Source organism: Cobetia sp. MB87 (assembly GCF_011319755.1).
In the GTDB taxonomy this organism is placed as follows: Bacteria; Pseudomonadota; Gammaproteobacteria; order Pseudomonadales; family Halomonadaceae; genus Cobetia.
On sequence record NZ_VFBC01000004.1, the window covers coordinates 106,385 to 125,124 of the forward strand.

General features: G+C 63.9%; 14 protein-coding genes. 7 read left to right on the forward strand and 7 right to left on the reverse strand.

The annotated features are described in order from the left end of the window. Window positions 1-32: 32 nt before the first annotated feature. From CDPAHKCJ_RS03080 to CDPAHKCJ_RS03095, 4 genes are all read right to left on the reverse strand, one after another. Window positions 33-2,963: an MASE3 domain-containing protein gene (locus CDPAHKCJ_RS03080; RefSeq protein WP_166018662.1), complete on the reverse strand. Its 2,931-nt coding sequence runs from the start codon at window positions 2,961-2,963 to the stop codon at window positions 33-35. 520 nt (window positions 2,964-3,483) lie between these two features. Beyond that, window positions 3,484-3,741: a YfhL family 4Fe-4S dicluster ferredoxin gene (locus tag CDPAHKCJ_RS03085; protein ID WP_043334597.1), complete on the reverse strand. Its 258-nt coding sequence runs from the start codon at window positions 3,739-3,741 to the stop codon at window positions 3,484-3,486. Between the two features lie 10 nt (window positions 3,742-3,751). Next, window positions 3,752-4,261: a pantetheine-phosphate adenylyltransferase gene (gene coaD / locus CDPAHKCJ_RS03090; protein WP_043334599.1), complete on the reverse strand. Its 510-nt coding sequence runs from the start codon at window positions 4,259-4,261 to the stop codon at window positions 3,752-3,754. A 241-nt stretch (window positions 4,262-4,502) separates the two neighbouring features. Further along, complete coding sequence (locus CDPAHKCJ_RS03095) at window positions 4,503-6,377, reverse strand: beta-ketoacyl synthase (protein ID WP_166018698.1); 1,875 nt, start codon at window positions 6,375-6,377, stop codon at window positions 4,503-4,505. A 479-nt stretch (window positions 6,378-6,856) separates the two neighbouring features. Here CDPAHKCJ_RS03095 and CDPAHKCJ_RS03100 point away from each other — a divergent pair, with 479 nt between their 5' ends. Continuing rightward, a complete protein-coding gene (locus tag CDPAHKCJ_RS03100; RefSeq protein ID WP_166018663.1) occupies window positions 6,857-7,546 on the forward strand; it encodes an SAM-dependent methyltransferase in 690 nt (229 codons plus the stop codon). A gap of 6 nt (window positions 7,547-7,552) precedes the next feature. Here CDPAHKCJ_RS03100 and CDPAHKCJ_RS03105 read toward each other — a convergent pair whose 3' ends face one another. After that, a complete protein-coding gene (locus CDPAHKCJ_RS03105) occupies window positions 7,553-8,479 on the reverse strand; it encodes a LysR family transcriptional regulator (protein ID WP_166018664.1) in 927 nt (308 codons plus the stop codon). A gap of 141 nt (window positions 8,480-8,620) precedes the next feature. On the opposite strand from CDPAHKCJ_RS03105, the gene CDPAHKCJ_RS03110 reads away from it, so the two are divergent. The 3 genes from CDPAHKCJ_RS03110 to dacB all read left to right on the forward strand — a co-directional run bounded on the left by CDPAHKCJ_RS03110 (window position 8,621) and on the right by dacB (window position 11,022). Continuing rightward, window positions 8,621-9,070: a PACE efflux transporter gene (locus tag CDPAHKCJ_RS03110; protein ID WP_166018665.1), complete on the forward strand. Its 450-nt coding sequence runs from the start codon at window positions 8,621-8,623 to the stop codon at window positions 9,068-9,070. A 4-nt stretch (window positions 9,071-9,074) separates the two neighbouring features. Beyond that, window positions 9,075-9,404: a multidrug efflux SMR transporter gene (locus tag CDPAHKCJ_RS03115; protein ID WP_166018666.1), complete on the forward strand. Its 330-nt coding sequence runs from the start codon at window positions 9,075-9,077 to the stop codon at window positions 9,402-9,404. A gap of 67 nt (window positions 9,405-9,471) precedes the next feature. Continuing rightward, window positions 9,472-11,022 carry a D-alanyl-D-alanine carboxypeptidase/D-alanyl-D-alanine-endopeptidase gene (gene dacB, locus CDPAHKCJ_RS03120; protein ID WP_240916636.1) on the forward strand — a complete coding sequence of 517 codons (1,551 nt, stop codon included), beginning with the start codon at window positions 9,472-9,474 and terminating at the stop codon, window positions 11,020-11,022. Window positions 11,023-11,325: 303 nt separating this feature from the next. On the opposite strand, the gene CDPAHKCJ_RS03125 is transcribed toward dacB, so the two are convergent. Continuing rightward, a complete protein-coding gene (locus tag CDPAHKCJ_RS03125; RefSeq protein WP_166018667.1) occupies window positions 11,326-12,303 on the reverse strand; it encodes an MDR family oxidoreductase in 978 nt (325 codons plus the stop codon). A 163-nt stretch (window positions 12,304-12,466) separates the two neighbouring features. After that, window positions 12,467-13,999, reverse strand: a complete 1,533-nt coding sequence (gene nhaB, locus CDPAHKCJ_RS03130; protein ID WP_166018668.1) for a sodium/proton antiporter NhaB — start codon at window positions 13,997-13,999, stop codon at window positions 12,467-12,469. Window positions 14,000-14,283: 284 nt separating this feature from the next. On the opposite strand from nhaB, the gene CDPAHKCJ_RS03135 reads away from it, so the two are divergent. From CDPAHKCJ_RS03135 to CDPAHKCJ_RS03145, 3 genes are all read left to right on the forward strand, one after another. Further along, window positions 14,284-14,655: a diacylglycerol kinase gene (locus CDPAHKCJ_RS03135; RefSeq protein ID WP_043334615.1), complete on the forward strand. Its 372-nt coding sequence runs from the start codon at window positions 14,284-14,286 to the stop codon at window positions 14,653-14,655. Between the two features lie 101 nt (window positions 14,656-14,756). Then, window positions 14,757-17,846 (forward strand): bifunctional [glutamate--ammonia ligase]-adenylyl-L-tyrosine phosphorylase/[glutamate--ammonia-ligase] adenylyltransferase, encoded by a 3,090-nt coding sequence (gene glnE / locus CDPAHKCJ_RS03140; RefSeq protein ID WP_166018669.1) that lies wholly within the window; start codon window positions 14,757-14,759, stop codon window positions 17,844-17,846. Window positions 17,847-17,925: 79 nt separating this feature from the next. After that, window positions 17,926-18,696, forward strand: a complete 771-nt coding sequence (locus CDPAHKCJ_RS03145; RefSeq protein ID WP_166018670.1) for a hypothetical protein — start codon at window positions 17,926-17,928, stop codon at window positions 18,694-18,696. Window positions 18,697-18,740 lie beyond the last annotated feature (44 nt).

The following is an 18,740-nucleotide window of genomic DNA, read 5'->3' on the forward strand; positions in this document are numbered from 1 at the left end:
TTGTCGTATCTGAAGGACGGTGAGAGCGGCGATCAGTGCGCGGGTTGCCTGGCGTGGCTATCGGCTGCGGGCGGCAGTGAGTTGAAGCACAGCACGCGTTTGCGTCCAGCGCGCTTCGCCTGGTAGAGCGCATTGTCGGCCATGTTGAACAGCGCGTCGGTGGCCTGGCTGTCATGCGGCGCGTTGGCGACCCCGGCGGAGAAGCTCAAGCCGGTCAGCGGCCCCAGTGTCTCATGCTCGAAGACTTCTTCGTGGAAGGCTTCGAGAATGGCTTCGACGCGTGCGCGTGACACCGCTGCGCTGGCCCCGGGGATCAGGATCACGAACTCCTCGCCCCCGTAGCGACAGGCTTCATCGGAGCTGCGCAGCGACTCACGTATCAGGTTGGCCAGGCGCGTGAGGACCTGATCGCCCATCTCATGCCCGTAGGTATCGTTGACCTGCTTGAAGTGGTCGAGATCCATCACCACCAGGGACAGCGGGTTGCCGATGCTGGCCTCGGCCAGTTTCTGGGGTAGCACCTCATCGAGGTGGCGGCGGTTGAAGAGGCGCGTCAGGGTGTCCTTGCGCGCCTCATGTGCCAGACCCCGCTTCAGCTGCAGGTCGGCCAGTGCCAGCATCACCAGGTGGCTGACATCTTCCGCCAGGGGCTGCAGGCGTTCCAGGCTGTCCTCTTCCGGCGGGATCAGCAGCACGAACTCTCCCACCTGGCCATCCCCGACCGTCAGCGTCTGCTTGAGATGACGAGCGTCGGTGGGCGGTGCTCCCCAGTTGATATGCATCGTCTGATTGATGTCATTCGGGTCATGCAGGGTCACGTTGCCTTCGCAGCCGGCGAACAGGCTGGGCAGACGAACGTTGAGCTGGGTGATGATCTCATCGAGCTGAGAGCAGGTCAGCAGACATTCCGCGAGATGGTGGATCTGGCTGCGGCTCTCGGAGAGTCGCGACAGCTTGAGGTTGGCAGCCTGCAGGTCGCGCTGGGCACGCTTGCGATCGGTGATGTCGTGAACGATGGAGAACAGCAGGGTGCGGCCGTTCAGGTCCACCGGGCCGGTAAAGATCTCGACATCACGCAATTCACCGTTGGCAAGCTGGTGGCTGGCCTCGAAGTGGTTGTCGGTACGGTTGACGACCGCACGGATGCGCTTGGAGAGCGACTGGCTGGCCAGCACGTTGATACGGCCCAATGGCATGCCGCACATCTCGCCGATGCTGTAGCCATAGAAGTCGGCGGCGACCGGATTGGCATCGATGATCTCGGCAAGCTCCGGGTCGATCAGCAGCTTGATGGCGTTGCCGGTGCTGAAGACTTCCTGATACAGGGTCGCGTTCTCCTCGAGCAGCTCGATGGCGCGACGGCGGTCCTCGATATTGTTGATCAATACCAGGGTGCGCTCTTCGCCCTCCAGCGGCGTGAGGGTGACTTCTGCCCAGAACATCTGACCCGTGTCGGTCTGCATGTGATATTCGTCCTGGAAGCTGCCGCCCTCGCGTTGCAGCTGGCCCCAGGCACGTTTCATGCGACTGATCTCGTCCAGTGAGAACAGCCCCCACAGCGATTGCTGGAAAAGCTCGGCATCACTCTTGCCCAGCAGGGCATGCATGGCCGAGTTGGCGTCCGCGATGGTGCCATCCCGGTCGGCGACGATGATGCCCACCGGGGCGGAATGATAGATGGAGCGCAGACGGGCACGGCTGCTTATCAGGCGTTGCTGCTGCTCCTTGATCCAGTCGATGTCGCTGTGAGTGCCGATCATGCGCAGGGGCCTGCCATCCTCGGCACGTTCCACCACGCGTCCCTGATCGAGAATCCACTTCCACTCACCGTTGCGCGTCAGCATGCGGTGCTCGTTGCGATATTCTGCGCTGTGACCTTCAAAGTGCTGTTTCAGGTCGTCGAGGGTACGCGGCATGTCATCCGGATGGATGCGTGACTTCCACTCATCGAAGCTGCTGCCGATCTCGTGTTCCTGGAAGCCGAGCGTCGCCTTCCACTGCGCAGAGTAGAAGACATGATCGGTATCCTGCTTCCAGTCCCAGACGCCGGCACCTGACCCTTCCAGCGCGAACTGCCAGCGTTGTTCGGCCTCGCCCAGGGCATCACTCATCTTCTGCAGCTGCTGGTAGGGGTAGACCATGCGCGATGAATAGATGGCGTGATAGATCATCGCGTAGGCCACCACCTTGTACAGGTGCCCGAGCAGATTGAAGACATCGAAGGCAGTGGCATAGAGCGTGAAGCACAGCTCGGATATCCCCGTGGCCAGCGCCGCGACCGCCAGCCAGCCGGCATTGGTGCCTTCAGGCAGTCGGCGCGCGCCGAGCAGAAGTACCGCGGCCAGCGCAGCGCTCAGCGCCAGGGCCCACTCGTAGCCGATCTTCCAGGCGGTCAGGCCGCTGCCGACGATGAAGGTCTCTGGCAGGAAGTCCAAATGAAAGAGGCCTATCCAGCTCACCACCAGCCCGATGGCGAGCGTCAAGCCAAAGGCCACGGGCAGATAGCGGCTCGGAACGGGGCGGGCTGTCAGCAGGCAGGGAGCCAGCAGCGCGATGATGAAGGCGGTTCGCCCTGCCAACCAGAAATGGATGGCCTTGCTGACGGAGGCTTCGCTGACGAAGTCGGGCATGCCGTCATAGCTGAAGATATGCACCATGTCGAAGAAGGCGGAGAGCATGAAGGCACAGCCCATGACCAGAAAGCTGGTCGGCAGTGTCCGACGGTGCCCCTGGAAGATGGAGACGGCAGACATCAGAGCGACCAGTATCGCGCCCATTTCCAGCAGTGAATGCGGGACGAGGTACTGTCCGACCGAGGTGAACAGCTGCGGACGCGGTACCACGATCAAGGCCACCATGATCGCCAGCATGATAAGCAGCATCCCCGTGCCGGCATTGGGCAGCTGGATGCGTGTCCCCTGGAAAGGGCGCTTGAGAACGGTAGAGAGAGAGCGAGAGGACATGGGCAATCCGTGCGCGTGTAAGAGTACGACCGGTGACTTTATTACTACAGGATAGAATAGATTGTTTACATTACCCTAACAGAAAATAACCTGGCGTAGCGCTTGGTATTGATTGCGTAGCCATTTAGGCAGGGGCCGCTAGCAGGCAGCCGCGATCCTTTTCTCGCGTCAGCACTGGCGCCAGCAGGGGGCGGCGGGAGCAGGCAATGACGGGGACAGCGGGAGTGCTTGATCGAGAACGAGGTATGTTAACAGCCGACGTCCTTGCCAATCGGTGTTAATGCCAGTCGGTTACGTTACCCGTTGGTGTCTTGCAGCAAGAGGCGCCGCGTTGGCGAGTCTGGCGCTGAAGCGCCTGTCAGGGCCAAGCTTGAGGAAACGGCTTGAGGAAAAGGCTTATAGAGAGGGCTTGCGGAGAAGGCAGGAGGTGTCAGGCAAGACGCAAGCAGCGGCCGTCACGACGGATGTGGCGCAGTACGGGCCACGTCATCGTCGTGACGGCTGCCGGAGCAGGCGGCAATCAGTTGCCGAGTGCGGCCGTGATGATGTGGTACTTGTCCATCAGCTCTTCCTGGCTTTCCTTGTTGGCCGGGTCGAGCGGGATGCAGTCGACAGGGCAGACCTGCTGACATTGCGGCTCATCGAAGTGTCCGACGCATTCGGTGCACAGGTCCGGGTCGATGACGTAGATCTCTTCCCCCGGCGAGATGGCCCCATTGGGACATTCCGGCTCGCAGACGTCGCAGTTGATGCACTCATCAGTGATGATCAGGGCCATGATGCTGTCCTCAGCTTGTGGCGGTGTCGTCGTCGGTAGCGGAGAAATGCCGGGCGAGGGTCTCGGCCACCAGCGGATGCACCAGACGCGACACATCACCGCCATGACGCGATATCTCGCGCACGATGGTCGATGAAATGTAGGAGTTCTGTAATTCCGGGGTCAGGAACAGGCTATCGACGTGCGGTGCCTGTGCCCGGTTCATGTTGGCCAGCTGCAGTTCGTACTCGAAATCGGAGACCGCACGCAGGCCGCGCAGAATGATACGCGCATTCTGCTGCTCAAGCAGCTCTGTCAGCAGGCAGCTGAAACCGATGACCTCGACATTGTCGAGATGCGCCAGAATCCGGCGTGCCAGATCGATGCGCATCTCCAGCGGCAGCGCGGGGCGTTTGCTGGGGCTGTAAGCCACCGCGACCACCACCTTGTCGAACAGGCGGGCGCCGCGCTCGATCAGGTCGGTATGGCCATTGGTGATCGGGTCGAAGGTGCCGGGATAGACGGCAATGTTCTTGGGCATGACGAACTCGAGCTCTGTCGGCAGCGGGTCAGCCTGGTGACCGGCTGCAGTGGACGACGAAGGATGAGGAGCCGCAGCAGACCGGGACGCAGTGGCTGTCGCGCCGCCGGCTCCCCCGGTACGCCGAGTGTAGAACCCCTCGCGCGGCTTGCCAGTCGCGGGAGGGGATTCGTCACCGAGTGCGCACCCCGGGGGTTAGCGAGTCGGTCTTGCAGCGAGCCGGTCTTGCAGTGAGCCTGGCTTACAGCGAACCGAAGGGGTTGTCGACCTTGAGCGAGACGGGCTTCGCATAGCCGGGGATACGGATCTCGCGATCCGTGATCTCCAGCTCCGGACCTTCGAGCACGCCCTCACCGAAGCGATAGGTCGGCGTGAATTCGCCGCGCTGTGCCTTGTCCAGATAGTCGGCGCGCCGCTGTTCACAGAGACCGCTGCGCTCACGCCAGGCAGCCAGTGCCTCCTCACCATGTCGCGCCGCCAGCAACTTCAGGGTGACGTCTGCCGACAGCACCACGCCACTGGCATTGTTGCCACCGAAGCCCTTGGCATTGATGAAGGCGACGTCTGCTGCGAACTCGCGTGCCTCGCGACGGATGTCGAGGTGGCTGTGATGCACGTCATCGGCGATGGCATCCAGCGTCGGGATACCCGGCAGGATGCCGGCCGCCATGCTGCCGAGCGCCGATACCGCCTGATCACCCGCGGCACTGCCCTGGCTGTGGCCGACGAAGGATTTTACCGCCACCACAGGCCAAGCCTGGATGTCGTTGGCGCGAGCCACTTCATTGAGCACGTGGGATTCGGTGGTGCGGTTCTTCGGCGTGGAGGTGGCATGGGCGTGCACGAAGCTGCGCTGGCGCACGCCTTCATCGCCGACGATATCGCGCGCCAGCGCCACCGCCTTGCTCAGGGTGATGTAATTGCCGACACCGGGTGCCGAGATGGAGCGCTTCCAGCCATCGGCATTGACGAACACGTCCGGCACGCTGCCGATGATGCGAGCACCGGTGTCCAGCGCCAGATCATCTGCCATCAGGATCACGAACTGGGTCGCTTCCGCGATGGTGAAGCCACAGTTGCGCGCGAACGGGCGACAGGCTTTCTGGTAATCGCTGTCGGTGAGCACTTCCAGCGCGTCGAGGGCCTTGAGGCTCTCGTCATCGGCCAGAGCACCCATGCTGCGGAAGCCCTCGATGACTTCCGGCGTGATCGGCGCATCGGCGGTGCCGACCATCACCACACGGCGACGGCCGCTGCGGATGTCGTTCAGGCCCAGCTTCAGGTTGTAGAGGAAGCTGGCACAGGCGCCCATCGCGGCCCCGGCGCCGCCGACATTGCCCAGCACGTAGGCATTGAGAAAGTCGGCGGGCATCTGGGCATAGCCCAGCGGCATCTGCTTGGAGGTGGCGCGCTCGCCGGCCACGAAGGACTTCATCAGTCCGCCCCAGCCTTCGGCATCCATCTGGCCGATGGAGTTGCCGGCGTAGACGGCAATATCGTCCGGATCGAGGCTATCGCGCAGCGCATCCCAGTCCAGGCCGCTGTCGCCGAGGCAATCGCTGGCACCGAAGATGGTCATCGACAGGCCGCGCGGGTGATGCACGCTGCGATAGAGCTGCTCCGGCGCGAAGCCGCTGGGCAGCTGCCCCGCGGCGCGCACCAGCGCCTGACGATGATCGGGCAGCAGGACATCGAATTCGCCGGCCGGTACCGTGACTTCGACATGGCGGTTGTCCAGCTCGCGTATCTGCCAGTCGGCGGGCGGCTGTTCCGGCAGCTGGCGGCTGCGCAGCGTGAAGGTCAGGTCCTGGCCCAGCGTCAGCTTTGATTGACGATTGGCAGGAATGCCGGTCGCGTTGAAGCGCTCGTCTTCAATGCGACGAATCAGGGTGTGGGACAGCACCTGGTCTGCCAGACGCTCCGCAAGCGCCTGAGCCTCGGCGGGCTGGCCTTCGGCATCGAACCACTGGCCCTGATCATCGCAGCGGGCGAGGTTCATGAGCGACGCGAGACCCAGCAGGGTCTCTTGACGGTCTGTCTCCGGCAGGGAGTCGAGCACCGTGCGTCGGAACGCCTGATGGCCCGAAGTTCTGCCGGCGGCATTGACGCCGCCCATGCCGACGATCACCGGTAAGTGTGACAAGCCGCTTTCCTCGTAAAAATACTGTGAGTCGTTGGTCTGGGCGATACCTCTGCGGATATTCGTCCAAATGATGGGCGGATGATAACACCCCCTCAATACAGGCGTCATGCACCCCCGCCTCTACGCGGGCGCGCCAGCGAGCGCTTGCTGCGAACACTGTGCGATATCTCTGCACTCAGTGCGAGTCCCATTGGTCTCTTTTTGCACTCGTCATGCCTCGGGGAGGATTGTGATTAAACGTTTGTTTGATTTTCGGGAGGCAAGCTGCCATTCTGTCGTGGCTGTTTGAGTTGGTGTAGGCGCGTGCCGCGAGGCAGGCGCCTTTTTTTGTGTTCAGGCCTTTTTGTACCGACAGCATCAGATGGGCTGTACGCCATATGGCGCAGCCCGATGCAGGCGCATCTGCTAGACTCCGCGCGTGATTTTCCTGCCCGTTGCTATCGGAACTGCTGATGTACGCCAACTCCCGCCAGATCGATTCTCCCCAGACCGGCCCCCACGAGGATATCGAGCGTCGCGTGCGCCGTGCGATGGCGCACCCGCTGCGCAAACCCGTGGCGGAACATACCCGCGCAGCGTTCCTGCAAGCGCAACAGTGGTTGTCGGCTCAGGCGAAGCCCCTGTGGCTGGACAGTGGCTGCGGCGTCGGGCGATCGACGCGTCAACTGGCACTGGCGCATCCGGATCATGCCGTCATCGGCGTGGACCGCAGCGAAGACCGTCTCAGTCGCAAGCATGGCGAGCTGCCGGACAACGCCTTGCTGGTGCGCGCGGACCTCGTCGACTTCTGGCGCCTGGCGCTCGCTGCGGGCTGGGCACCTGCGCACCACACCCTGCTGTACCCCAATCCTTATCCCAAGGCGCGCCATCTCAAGATGCGCTGGCAGGGCCACCCGGTATTCCCGATCATCATGGCGCTGGGCGGTCAGCTGGAGCTGCGCACCAACTGGGAGATCTACGCTCGGGAATTCGCCCAGGCCATCGGGTATGCCACCGGTATCGAGGTGACGGCGTACGCCTTCGAGCCGCAGGGCGATTATCTGACGCACTTCGAGCGCAAGTATCACGAGTCTGGCCAGGCGCTGTGGCGACTCGAATGCCAGCTGGAACACACGCCCGAGCGCTACCCGCTGCAGGTCTGACGCGAATCACGCCGGTGGCAGGTTCTGATTGGCGATAGCGGCGTGGCTGTTGTAGAAGGTGTCGCGCAGGGACTGGCGCAGCCAGCTGGCCGCGGGGCCGCGAGGGCTGTCGCGACGCGAGATCAGTTCGATATCGATATCAGCGGTGGCGCCCAGTGCGCTCAAGTCCAGAATCTTCAGACGCTGCTGGAAGGGCGGGTAGTGGGCGATATGGCGCGGAACCTGCGCCCAGCCCAGTCCGCGCGTCGTGAGCTCAGCCATCGCATAGAAGCTGTTGAGCTGCCAGAAGCGCTGTGAGCGCGGCCCCTCGTGGCCGGGTTCCAGTTGCTGGCGTTGGCCTATCATCAGCTGTCGGTGATCGGCCAGGTCACTGTGGGTCGGGCTCTCGAGCTGGGCCAGCGGGTGATCGCGTGCCACGATCAGCACCTGCTCCAGTCGTCCCAACGCCTCGCGCTCCAGCGCCATGACACCCAGCGGTTGATAGAACAGGATGCCGAGATTGGCCTGGTGCTGCTCCACCCAGCGGGCCACCTCATCCTGCGCGCCATTGAGCAGATTCAGCGTCAGCGTCGGGTATTGCACCGCCATCTTTTCCAGCACCGCCATCACCGGCGGCATCTCCACCAGCGCCTCATCGATCGCCAGCGTCAGGCTGGCTTCCAGCCCCTGGCTGAGGGTGCGGGCGCGTGCCTCCAGGCGCTGGCACTGCATCAGCACGCTGTTGGCTTCATGCAGCATGGCCTCGCCCGCGGGCGTCAACACCGGCGTGCGAGGGCGGCGATCGAACAGCTCGCAGCCCAGGTCCAGCTCCAGGTTGGCGATGGCGGTGCTGACCGCGGACTGCGCGCGACCCAGACGCCGCGCTGCCGCCGAGAACGAGCCTGTCTCCGCCACGCAGCGCAGTGTCTGCAGTTGCTCCAGTGTCCAGTTCATTGCCTCGCCTCGCGCCTTGATCCATCTGAATAATGGATGGATACCAACTTTAAACCATCTTGTATCTCTCTAGAATGCCTCCTCCATCCGCGTCGTCCAGCCCATCCGGCATCACACGCGGTGATCGAGAGGAGGTATGACATGCGTTCCAAGAAAGAACGTCTGGCCCAGGCAGGATTGCTGGAATTGGGCGGCATCCTGCTCGTGGCGCCGCTGTCGGCGCTGGTCACGGGGCATGACCTGGCGAGCATGGGCAGTCTGGCGGTGGTGATGTCCACACTGGCGGTGATCTGGAGTACGGTCTGGAACTGGATGTTCGATCGCTGGGTACCGACCCGCCAGCGCAGCGCGACCCAGCGCATCGTTCAGGCGCTCGGCTTCGAGCTCGGCCTGGTACTGGTGACCGTCTTCATCGTGTCCGCCTGGCTCGACCTGGGGCTGTGGCAGGCATTGCTGCTGGATCTGGGCTTCGTTGCCTTCTTCCTGGTCTGGGCCATGATCTTCAATCCGCTGTTCGATGCCGTGATGAGTCGTCTGCTGGCGCGCAAGGCCGCGCGTGAGCAGCAGCTGGCACCCCACAATACGAGGTGATTCGATGAGTTATGTCTTCCTGGCAGTGGCCATACTGGCGGAGGTCGTCGCGACCAGCGCGCTCAAGGCCTCCGAGTCCTTTTCGCGACTCGGCCCCAGCATGATCGTGGTGGTGGGCTACGGCATCGCCTTCTATTTCCTGACGCTGGTACTGCGTGACCTGCCGCTGGGCGTGACCTATGCGGTGTGGTCCGGGCTCGGCATCGTGCTGGTCACCGTGTTCGGTGCGGTGGTCTATCGCGAGATGCCGGACCTGCCGGCCATCCTGGGGTTGGCGATGATCGTGGGCGGTGTCGCCGTCCTGCATCTGTTTTCCAGCGCCAGTCCTCATTAAGCTAGGGGCATCACGGCGCCTCCCGGCTGTGACATGGATGCTCACCGACGACGTCACTGGATGCCTCATGCCCCTATTTCGCACTGCACCGACCTCTGCGCGACCCTCCCGACTGTCTCCCCTGTTGCCCTTGCTGAAGGCGGCGCGCCTCGCAGTAGCGGGCAAGTCGCTACGTTTCACGCGCTCGCTGCGCCGACTGGCCATGGCGGCCGGTGCGACGCTTGTCGTGGCGGGCCCGGCGCAGGCGGCGGGTTTTGACAACCTGACGCGACTGACTGACAAGGGCTTCATCGTCAGTGCCCAGGCGCGCATGCTCGATACCGGCGAGACGCTGGCCTCGGTCAATCCCGACCAGCAACTGACGCCGGCTTCGCTCTCCAAGCTCTATATCGCCGGTGCGGCGCTGGACCGCTTCGGCCCGCAGTACCGTTTCTCCACGCGTCTGCGCAGCACGGGCACGATCAGCGGCGGCGTCTTGACCGGTGACCTGGTACTCGAGGGCAGCGGCGACCCGGCGCTGACCAGTGAAGAGCTGTGGCGGCTGACCGAGGAGTTGCGCTTTCGGGGCATTCGCCGTGTCGAAGGGCGCCTGCTGATCAGCCAGTGGCGTTTCGGGCCGGTGCCCTGCATCAGTACCGATCGCTGCAATGCCTCGCGTCGTTCCAGCAATGCCTATGATGCGCTGTTGTCGTCCGCGGCCAGCAACTATGCCAGCTGGTGCGTCAAGGTGATGCCGGGCGCGGGCAGTCAGGCGCCGGCGCGACTGGCCAGCTGCGACACCACCCAGCCCACCGAGATCTTCGACAACCAGGTCACCACGGTCGGCGCGGGAGGCAAGAGCGCCATCAATGCCCGCCGTACCACCAGCAATGGTCGCGATACGCTGGTCGTCACCGGCACCATCGCCGCCGACAGCCAGCCGCGCAGCATCTACCGCGCCGTCTCCAATCCTGCGCTGTACACCGGTGAGCTGATGCGCGACATCCTGGCGCGCGCCGGGATCACGGTGACCGGCGGGGTGGACATCACCTCGACGGCGCCGCCCTCCAGCGCCGCGCAGCTCGGTAGCGTCGAAGGCAAGCCGATGCAGGAGTTGCTGACGCGCATGCTCAACTACTCCAACAACTTCATGGCGGACCAGCTGACGCTGGCGCTGGTCGGCGGCAGTCAGGCCACCTTGCGCCAGGGCGGCGCCAAGCTCGAGACCTTCGCCAGCGCGATTCCCGGTCACGGCCCGCTGACGATGTATTCCGGCAGCGGCCTGACCTCCCAGAACCGCACCAGCGTCAGTGGGCTGGTGGCGTTGCTCGACAGCATGTATCACCGCCCGGCGCTGTTCCCCACCTTCGTGGCGGGCCTGCAGGCACCGGTCAATGGCCCGATGCGCTTCATCCGGCGTGGCAGCGAGACCTTCCGCAATCACGTGATGGTCAAGACGGGCACGCTCAACAATCCGGTGCCGGTGCGGGCCATCTCGGGATACTTCCGCACGCAAAGTGGCCGCTGGGGTGCTTTCGCGGTGATGGTCAATGGGCGGGCGGCGGTGCCTTATCTGTCCTGGCCGCAGGTGCTGGACCCGGTCGCCGAGGACCTGACCGCGATGATCGAGCGTAACTGAGCTCCTGATCGCGCGCATGAACACGAAAGCCCCGCCAATCGGCGGGGCTTTCGTGTTCATGGCCTGAGTGACAGACACAAAAAACCCCGCCCGAAGGCGGGGTGGACCTCCACACGCCCGGCATGGCTGAGGGGAGGGCACTCGGGACGCTCGACAGGGCGCAACGAGATAACAAGAGCATAGCGTTGTGTGACGGTGTTGGCTAACGCCAAAATCGCTATTGCACCGCAACAATCAAGGACTTGAAGCGTTTCTGGCGCTGCGAGGGCAAATTTTCCGTCGCGGGTCGTGCGTCGAGTGCCTTCAGCGCGTCGGATCGAGCAGCACGCGACCGCTGACGCGTCCGTCGATCATCGCCTCGGCACGTTCGGCCAGGCCTTCCAGACCGACCGTCTTGAGCTGCATCTGGGCGTGCATCTCGTCCGGCAGGTCGGCCAGACGCTGCCAGACCTGTTGACGGCGCTCTGCGTTGATCATGACGCTATCGACGCCCAGCAACGAGACGCCGCGCAGGATGAACGGCATCACGCTGGTGGGCAGGTCGGCGCCCGCCGCGAGGCCCACGGCCGCCACCTTGCCATCGTAATTCATCTGCGCCAGCAGATTGGCCAGCACCTGGCCACCGGCGGTATCCACGGCGCCTGCCCAGCGGCTCTTTTCCAGCGGACGGCCCTTGTCCTCGAAATCACTGCGCAGATGGACCTCACTCGCGCCCAGTGACTCAAGCCATTCACGCTGCTCGGCCTTGCCGCTGACCGCGTGAACCTCGAAGCCTTGCCCTGCCAGCATCTGCACGGCCCAGCTGCCGACCCCACCGGTGGCGCCGGTGACGATGATCGGGCCCTGCTCGGGCGTCAGACCGGCCTCCTCGAGACGCATCACGCACAGCATGGCGGTCAGGCCGGCGGTGCCGAAGGCCATGGCCTGCTCGGCGCTCAGATTGGTAGGGCGCTTGACCAGCCACTCGGGCTTGACGCGCATGCGCTCGGCCAGGCCGCCCCAATGGCGTTCGCCCACGCCCCAGCCGGTCAGGATGACCTCATCGCCCGGCTGATAGTCCGGCGAGTCGGAGGCCTCGACGCGTCCCGCGAAATCGATGCCCGGCACGAAGGGCAGCTCGCGCACGATCTTGCCACGGCCGGTGATGGCCAGCGCGTCCTTGTAGTTGAGACCGGAACGCTCGATGGCCACCGTGACAGGCAGGTCAGGCAGCTGATCATCGGAGAGTTCGACGACTCGGGCGCGTGGGGTCTCGTCGTGCAGCATCAGTGCGCGGGACATGGCAGTCTCCTCGTGATTGGCGTTGGTGTTGGCGCTCTTCCTGCGTGAAGGTGTCACGGCGTCTGGCGTGAGATGCGCCATCTCACAGTGCCTGCAAGCGACGCTGCGGGGAAGTCTCGGGATATCGACATTGGGATGAGACTGACGCAACCGGGGCCGCTGATCAGATGAAGCTGCGCACGGTGGCCAGCCCGACCAGCGTCATCAGCACCGTGTAGGGCAACGCCATCCACACCATGCGCCCGTAGGAGAGTCTGACCAGCGGCGCGATGGCGGAGGTGAGCAGGAACAGGAACGCCGCCTGGCCGTTGGGGGTCGCAACGCTGGGCAGGTTGGTGCCGGTGTTCACCGCGACCGCCAGCGCATGGAAATGCTCGCGGCTGATGTTGCCGGCCACGAACTCGTTCTTGACCTGGGTGATGTACACCGTGGCCACGAAGACATTGTCCGAGATGGCCGACAGCAGCCCGTTGGCCAGGAACAGCGCGCCGGCCTGTTCTTCGATGGGCAGACTGAGTACCCACTGGATGAACGGCTGGAACAGATGCTGCTCGTGGATGACCGCGACGATGGTGAAGAACACCACCAGCAGTGAGGTGAAGGGCAGCGATTCCTGGAAGGCGCGGCCGATCTGGTGCTCATCGGTAATGCCATTGCCGGCGGTCAGCAGGATGATCACCGCCAGTCCGATCAGCCCGACCTCTGCCATATGCAATGCCAGCGCCAATACCAGCAGCACGGCTACCACGGCCTGCACGATCAGCGCGGCGCGCTCCCGTGGCGTACGCCGTGAATCCTGATGATGGTCATAATCCTCGAGAATGCGTCGCACGCTGGCGGGCAGGCGCTGGCCGTAGCCGAACCAGCGGCCACGTTCCAGCAGCACGCACAGGGCGAGGCCGGCGAAGAAGGTCGGCACGGTGACCGGCGCCATGGCGAGGAAGAAGTCGACGAAGTCCCATTCGGCGGCCTTGGCGATCACCAGATTCTGCGGCTCGCCGATCATGGTGCTGACGCCTCCCAAGGCGGTTCCCACCGCGCCATGCATCAGCAGCGAGCGCAGAAATCCGCGGAAATCCTCGAGGTCTTCACTGTGCACGGCTTCGACACTGACATCATTGGCATGATCATGCTGGGTATCGAAATGCTTGCCCGAGGCCACCTTGTGGTAGACGGAGTAGAAGCCCACCGCGATACCGATGATCACCGCCGTCACCGTCAAGGCGTCGAGAAAGGCGGACAGCAGGGCGCTGGAGAGACAGAACATCAGCGACAGCCAGGTCTTGGAGCGCACGCCGAGGATGATCTTGGTGAAGGCATACAGCAGCAGCGGCTTCATGAAGTAGATGCCGGCCACCATGAACATCAGCAGCAGGATCACCGGCAGGTTGCGCTCCATCTCCTGCATGATGGCCTCCGGCGAGGCCATGCCGATGACGACGGCCTCCAGTGCCAGCAGACCGCCCGGCTGGAGGGGATAGCACTTGAGCGCCATCGCCAGCGTGAAGATGAATTCCCCCAGCAGCAGCCAGCCGACGATCACGCCACCCTGCGGGCCGCTGAACCACAGCAGCAGCGGATTGGTGATCAGAAACAGGCACATCAACTGCTTGTACCAGCGTGGCGACTGGCCGAGGAAGTTGCGCGCCAGTCCGCGGCTGAGTGTCTGGCGTGTGTCATGTGATAGCGAAGACATGGGCAGTTTCCGGCGTTGATTTGTTGTTGGAGGACGGGATCGGCAATGCCGCTTCAGCGTGTGCTTTGCTATCATCGCCGCCGTCATCGAGCGCCTGGCGGTATTAGAGCACGCCCGTCGGTGAGGTCTCGGGTAGCCTTTGGTCGTGAAAATCGCGCAGGCAGCGCTGCGCTGTCGCTGGCCGGTGTGCTGCGAGCTCTCCCGAGGCGTGTTGCTGGCAGACGTCGTCCGATTGAAAGATCGGCCTTTGCAGCCTCCGTGCTGCTTCTGTACGAGACCCGAAGATGAAATCACGGCATACCGGCTTGACCCACCTCAAGCATTCCGCGCGTTACTCGCTCAAGGGGCTCAAGGCTGCCTGGAGCAACGAAGAGGCCTTCCGCCAGGAGATCGTGCTGTGCGCCTTGCTGCTGCCGTTTGCCTGGTGGATCGGTGACTCGCATGTCGAGTGGCTGCTGCTGGTCGGCTCCACGCTGATCGTGCTGATGGTCGAACTGCTCAACTCGGCGGTGGAATCCGCGATTGACCGCATCGGCCCGGAATTCCATGAACTGTCCGGGCGCGCCAAGGACATGGGCTCGGCGGCGGTGATGATCAGCCTGATCTTCGCTGGCCTGACCTGGGGTACCTTGCTCTACGACAAGCTGTTCGGCTGAGCGACTTCGCCCCGATCTCATCATTGGAGGCTCAGTGGGCTGGGTCGTGTCATGTGCCTGCGGCCTCCGTTATGCTGAGGGCTGGATCGAAGGAGACGACCATGCCCCAGCCATCCCCCGCGCAGTCCCGCCCACTGTTGCCCGCTGATTTCCTTGCGCCGTCATCGCTGCTGGCCGAGCAGTCGGCTGACAGCCGTGCCACGCTCGAGAGCGCCCTGCACGTAGCCCAAGAGCGCCTCGAAGAGAGCCTGACCCAGGCTGAGAACCTCAGCGAGATGCGTGGCGATGACAGCTCTCCGCTGGCGACCTTTCTGGCCCTCGATAAGCGTCAGCGCAGCCAGCTTGGACGTCTGATCACGCTGTCCGACTTCGCGCTGGAGACGCTGTGCCGCCGCCCTGAACTGCTGTCCGAGCTGCTCGAGAGCGGCGAGCTGGAGCGTGCCTTGCCGGTCGCGCAGCTCACCGAGCGCCTCGCCGCAGGTCTCATCAGTGCCGAAGATGAGAAGGCGATGCAGCAGGTGCTGCGGCGTTTCCGCCAGCTGCGCATGCTGGGCATCGTGTGGCGCGACCTCAACGGCGCCGACATGTGGCAGACCGCGGCGGCGGTCTCGCACCTCGCCGAAGTCACTCTCGAGGGCGCGCTTGGCTGGCTGGAAGCCTCGCTTGAGCCGCGTTATGGCCGCCCCGCGCCGGACCGCTTCGGCGAGCCGCAGCGGCTGGTGGTGCTCGGCATGGGCAAGCTGGGCGCCGGCGAGCTCAACCTCTCCTCCGATATCGATCTGATCTTCGCCTTCCCCGACAAGGGCGAGACATCGGGCGGTCGCAAGTCTCTGGATCATCAGGAATATTTCACGCGTCTCGGCCAGAAGCTGATTGCCGCGCTGGACGCGATGACCGCCGATGGCTTCGTGTTCCGCGTCGACATGCGGCTGCGTCCGCTGGGGGACGGCGGGCCACTGGTCGGCAGTTTCTCGATGCTGGCCAGCTACTACCAGGATCAGGGCCGCGAATGGGAGCGTTACGCGATGCTCAAGGCGCGCCCGGTGGCGGGCAGTGTCGCTGCCGGCGAGCGCCTGATCGCGCACCTGCGGCCCTTCGTCTATCGCAAGTATCTGGATTTCGGCGCCATCGAGTCGCTGCGCGAGATGAAGGCGATGATCAATCGCGAGGTCAAGCGGCGCGGACTGTCCGACAACATCAAGCTCGGCTCCGGCGGCATTCGCGAGGTGGAATTCGTCGCCCAGGCCTTCCAGCTGATTCGGGGCGGGCGTGAGTCGGAATTGCAGGTCACCTCGCTCAAGCAGGCCTTTGCGCGCCTGCCAGCCCTGGGGTTGCTGCCGCAGGCGGTCGTGGATGAGTTGGTGCCGGACTACGTCTTCCTGCGCGATCTTGAGCACGCCCTGCAGGCCCAGGCCGACCGCCAGACCCAGACATTGCCGCTGGATCCGCTGGGTCGCGAGCGCCTCGCTCTGGCCATGAACCTGCCCGACTGGGAGGCGCTCACCGCGCGGCTGGAAGAAGTGCGCAAGCGCATCCGCCATCACTTCGACAACGTGATTGCCGCGCCGGAAGACGACGAGGCCGAGCAGGGCGAAGGCCAGCAGGCGCTGGATGAGTGGCGAGCACTGTGGCGTGGCGAGCTGACGGCGGAGGAGGGCGAGGCACTGCTCGCCGAGAGCGGCTTTGAGAGTGCGGCCGAGAGTTTCCGGCGTCTCGACAGTCTGCGGCGGTCACGGGCGGTACAGGGCATGCAGCGCATCGGCTTTGATCGTCTCGATGCGCTGATGCCGCCTTTGCTGCAGGCGCTGGGCTCGGCGGCGGGCGACCCGGAAAAGCCCGGCGAGCACGATGCCAGCCGAGTGCTGGAGCGCGTGTTGCCGCTGATCGAGGCGGTATTGCGGCGGACGGCCTATCTGGCGCTGCTGCGCGAGAATCCGGATGCGCTGGCGCAGTTGATGCGCCTGTGTGCGGCAAGCCCCTGGATCGCCGAACAGCTGGCGCGCTATCCGGTGCTGCTCGATGAGTTGCTGCACCCGCACAATCTGTACTCACCCGCCGACAAGACGCGCCTCGCCGATGAGCTGCGCACCGCGCTTTCGCGTATTCCCGAAGATGATGAAGAGGCGTTGCTCGAGGCCTTGCGGGTGTTCCGCCACGCCCAGGTGTTGCACGTGGCGGCCTCCGATATCGCCGGTGCCCGCCCGCTGATGAAGGTCAGCGACTATCTGACCTTCATCGCCGAGGTGGTGCTGGAACAGGTGCTGGCGATGGCGTGGAAGACCCTGACCCGCAAGCATGGTTTCCCCATCGGGCGCGATGGCCAGCCGATCACTGGCGACAGCCTGAGTGGCAGCTTCGTGATCGTCGGCTACGGCAAGCTGGGTGGCATCGAGTTGGGCTATGGCTCGGATCTGGATCTCGTCTTCCTGCATGATGCGGCCAGCAAGGGCCAGACGGATGGCCCGCGCCCGCTGGACAATCCACTGTTCTTCACGCGTCTGGGGCAGCGCATCATCCACCTGCTGACGGCGGTGACGCCGGCCGGTGCGCTCTACGAGGTCGACATGCGCCTGCGTCCGTCAGGCAACTCGGGGCTACTGGTCTCGAGTCTGGCGGCCTTCCGGGACTATCAGCTCACGCAAGCCTGGACATGGGAGCATCAGGCGCTGGTGCGTGCGCGGGCCGTGGCGGGAGACCCGGCACTGGCGCTGGCCTTCGAGGAGGTGCGCCGTGAGGTGCTCGGTCAGCAGCGGGACGAGAAGACGCTGCGTCAGGAGGTGATCACCATGCGCCACAAGATGCGTGATCACCTGGGCAGCAGCGCCAAGGACCGCGAGGCCGGCCAGTTCCATCTCAAGCAGGACGCCGGCGGCATCGTCGACATCGAGTTTCTCGCCCAGTACTGCGTGCTGGCGCTGAGTCATCAGGTGCCCGCTCTGCTCGAGTGGAGCGACAACATGCGACTGCTGGAAACCCTCGAGTCCTGCGGACGGCTGCCGGGCGAGCAGGCCGGCGAGCTGCGCGAGGCCTATCTGGCCTACCGCGATGTCAGTCATCGCCTGGCGCTGGAAAAGCACGGCAGCCTGATGCGGCTGGAGCAGCACCCGGTGATTGCCGCCCATCGTGAGCGGGTCATCACCCTCTGGCAGTCACTGTTGGGCGAAGATCAGGTCAGTCACGAGGGGGTTTAACGCCAAATCAATGCTCGCAATCCCCTGTCGCTGTCCCCAAGAAAGGGGGCACCAGACAACGTTGACAGGGGAGGTCAGCATGATGGAGTGGATCGCGAATCACTCGAAAACCATCTCGGCGATTGCCAGTATCGGCTCGTTCTTCATCTGGCTGGTCTACGCGCAGCTGCTGTATCACAACTTCCGTCGCCAGCGTCGCCCGCGAGTGCTGATCAATCGCGGCAAGTCCAAGGGTATCGACAGTCTGTGCATCGTCAGCAACATGAGTGCCGAATCGATCTTCATCGAGCACATCATCGCGCGGCTGGATACCAGTCATGGCAGCCTGCTGATGGATGTCACCGAGTTCGAACGCAGCTATCAGGAAGGTGACGAGCAGGGTGACAATCAGCAGGACGGCGACAGCGAGCAGTCCGCTCAAAAGGCCTCCAGCAGCAGTGAGTGGCGCATCTCCGATACCACGCGTCAGGGGCCGCTGGGCTCGGGCGACTTCCTGCATATCGGTACCTTTGCGGAAGTCATCGAGCGCATGGCGCGCCGCAATGGCATCTCGCTCGAGGGTCACTGGCCCAGCAATGAGCAGCTGAAATTCCAGCGCCTGACGCTGCGTATCATCGGCATCTATGGCAGTGAAGACCATCCGATCGGTGTCGAGCGTGCCTTCCGCCTGCACGATGCCGATGGAGAATGCGCATTGGTACCGGAGCGCTGGGATTCCAATCGCCTGTCATCACGCAGGCAGCGTCACAAGTTGCGCAAGCTTCTGGATCGCATCAGTGGGGAAGACATCAGCGAGCAGTCCACTTTCCAGCCCCCGAGTGACGAGGAGTCGCGCAACAAGGCTTCATGAATGCGGGCGCATGAGGCTGATGCATGAACCACTGGCCGCATGAA

What these genes read in the sequence shown, in the direction of transcription:
- CDPAHKCJ_RS03080 (WP_166018662.1), bottom strand. Translation starts at nt 2,963, where the DNA reads ATGTCCTCTCGCTCTCTCTCTACCGTTCTCAAGCGCCCTTTCCAGGGG.
- CDPAHKCJ_RS03085 (WP_043334597.1), bottom strand. Translation starts at nt 3,741, where the DNA reads ATGGCCCTGATCATCACTGATGAGTGCATCAACTGCGACGTCTGCGAG.
- coaD (WP_043334599.1), bottom strand. Translation starts at nt 4,261, where the DNA reads ATGCCCAAGAACATTGCCGTCTATCCCGGCACCTTCGACCCGATCACC.
- CDPAHKCJ_RS03095 (WP_166018698.1), bottom strand. Translation starts at nt 6,377, where the DNA reads ATGGGCGGCGTCAATGCCGCCGGCAGAACTTCGGGCCATCAGGCGTTC.
- CDPAHKCJ_RS03100 (WP_166018663.1), top strand. Translation starts at nt 6,857, where the DNA reads ATGTACGCCAACTCCCGCCAGATCGATTCTCCCCAGACCGGCCCCCAC.
- CDPAHKCJ_RS03105 (WP_166018664.1), bottom strand. Translation starts at nt 8,479, where the DNA reads ATGAACTGGACACTGGAGCAACTGCAGACACTGCGCTGCGTGGCGGAG.
- CDPAHKCJ_RS03110 (WP_166018665.1), top strand. Translation starts at nt 8,621, where the DNA reads ATGCGTTCCAAGAAAGAACGTCTGGCCCAGGCAGGATTGCTGGAATTG.
- CDPAHKCJ_RS03115 (WP_166018666.1), top strand. Translation starts at nt 9,075, where the DNA reads ATGAGTTATGTCTTCCTGGCAGTGGCCATACTGGCGGAGGTCGTCGCG.
- dacB (WP_240916636.1), top strand. Translation starts at nt 9,472, where the DNA reads ATGCCCCTATTTCGCACTGCACCGACCTCTGCGCGACCCTCCCGACTG.
- CDPAHKCJ_RS03125 (WP_166018667.1), bottom strand. Translation starts at nt 12,303, where the DNA reads ATGTCCCGCGCACTGATGCTGCACGACGAGACCCCACGCGCCCGAGTC.
- nhaB (WP_166018668.1), bottom strand. Translation starts at nt 13,999, where the DNA reads ATGTCTTCGCTATCACATGACACACGCCAGACACTCAGCCGCGGACTG.
- CDPAHKCJ_RS03135 (WP_043334615.1), top strand. Translation starts at nt 14,284, where the DNA reads ATGAAATCACGGCATACCGGCTTGACCCACCTCAAGCATTCCGCGCGT.
- glnE (WP_166018669.1), top strand. Translation starts at nt 14,757, where the DNA reads ATGCCCCAGCCATCCCCCGCGCAGTCCCGCCCACTGTTGCCCGCTGAT.
- CDPAHKCJ_RS03145 (WP_166018670.1), top strand. Translation starts at nt 17,926, where the DNA reads ATGATGGAGTGGATCGCGAATCACTCGAAAACCATCTCGGCGATTGCC.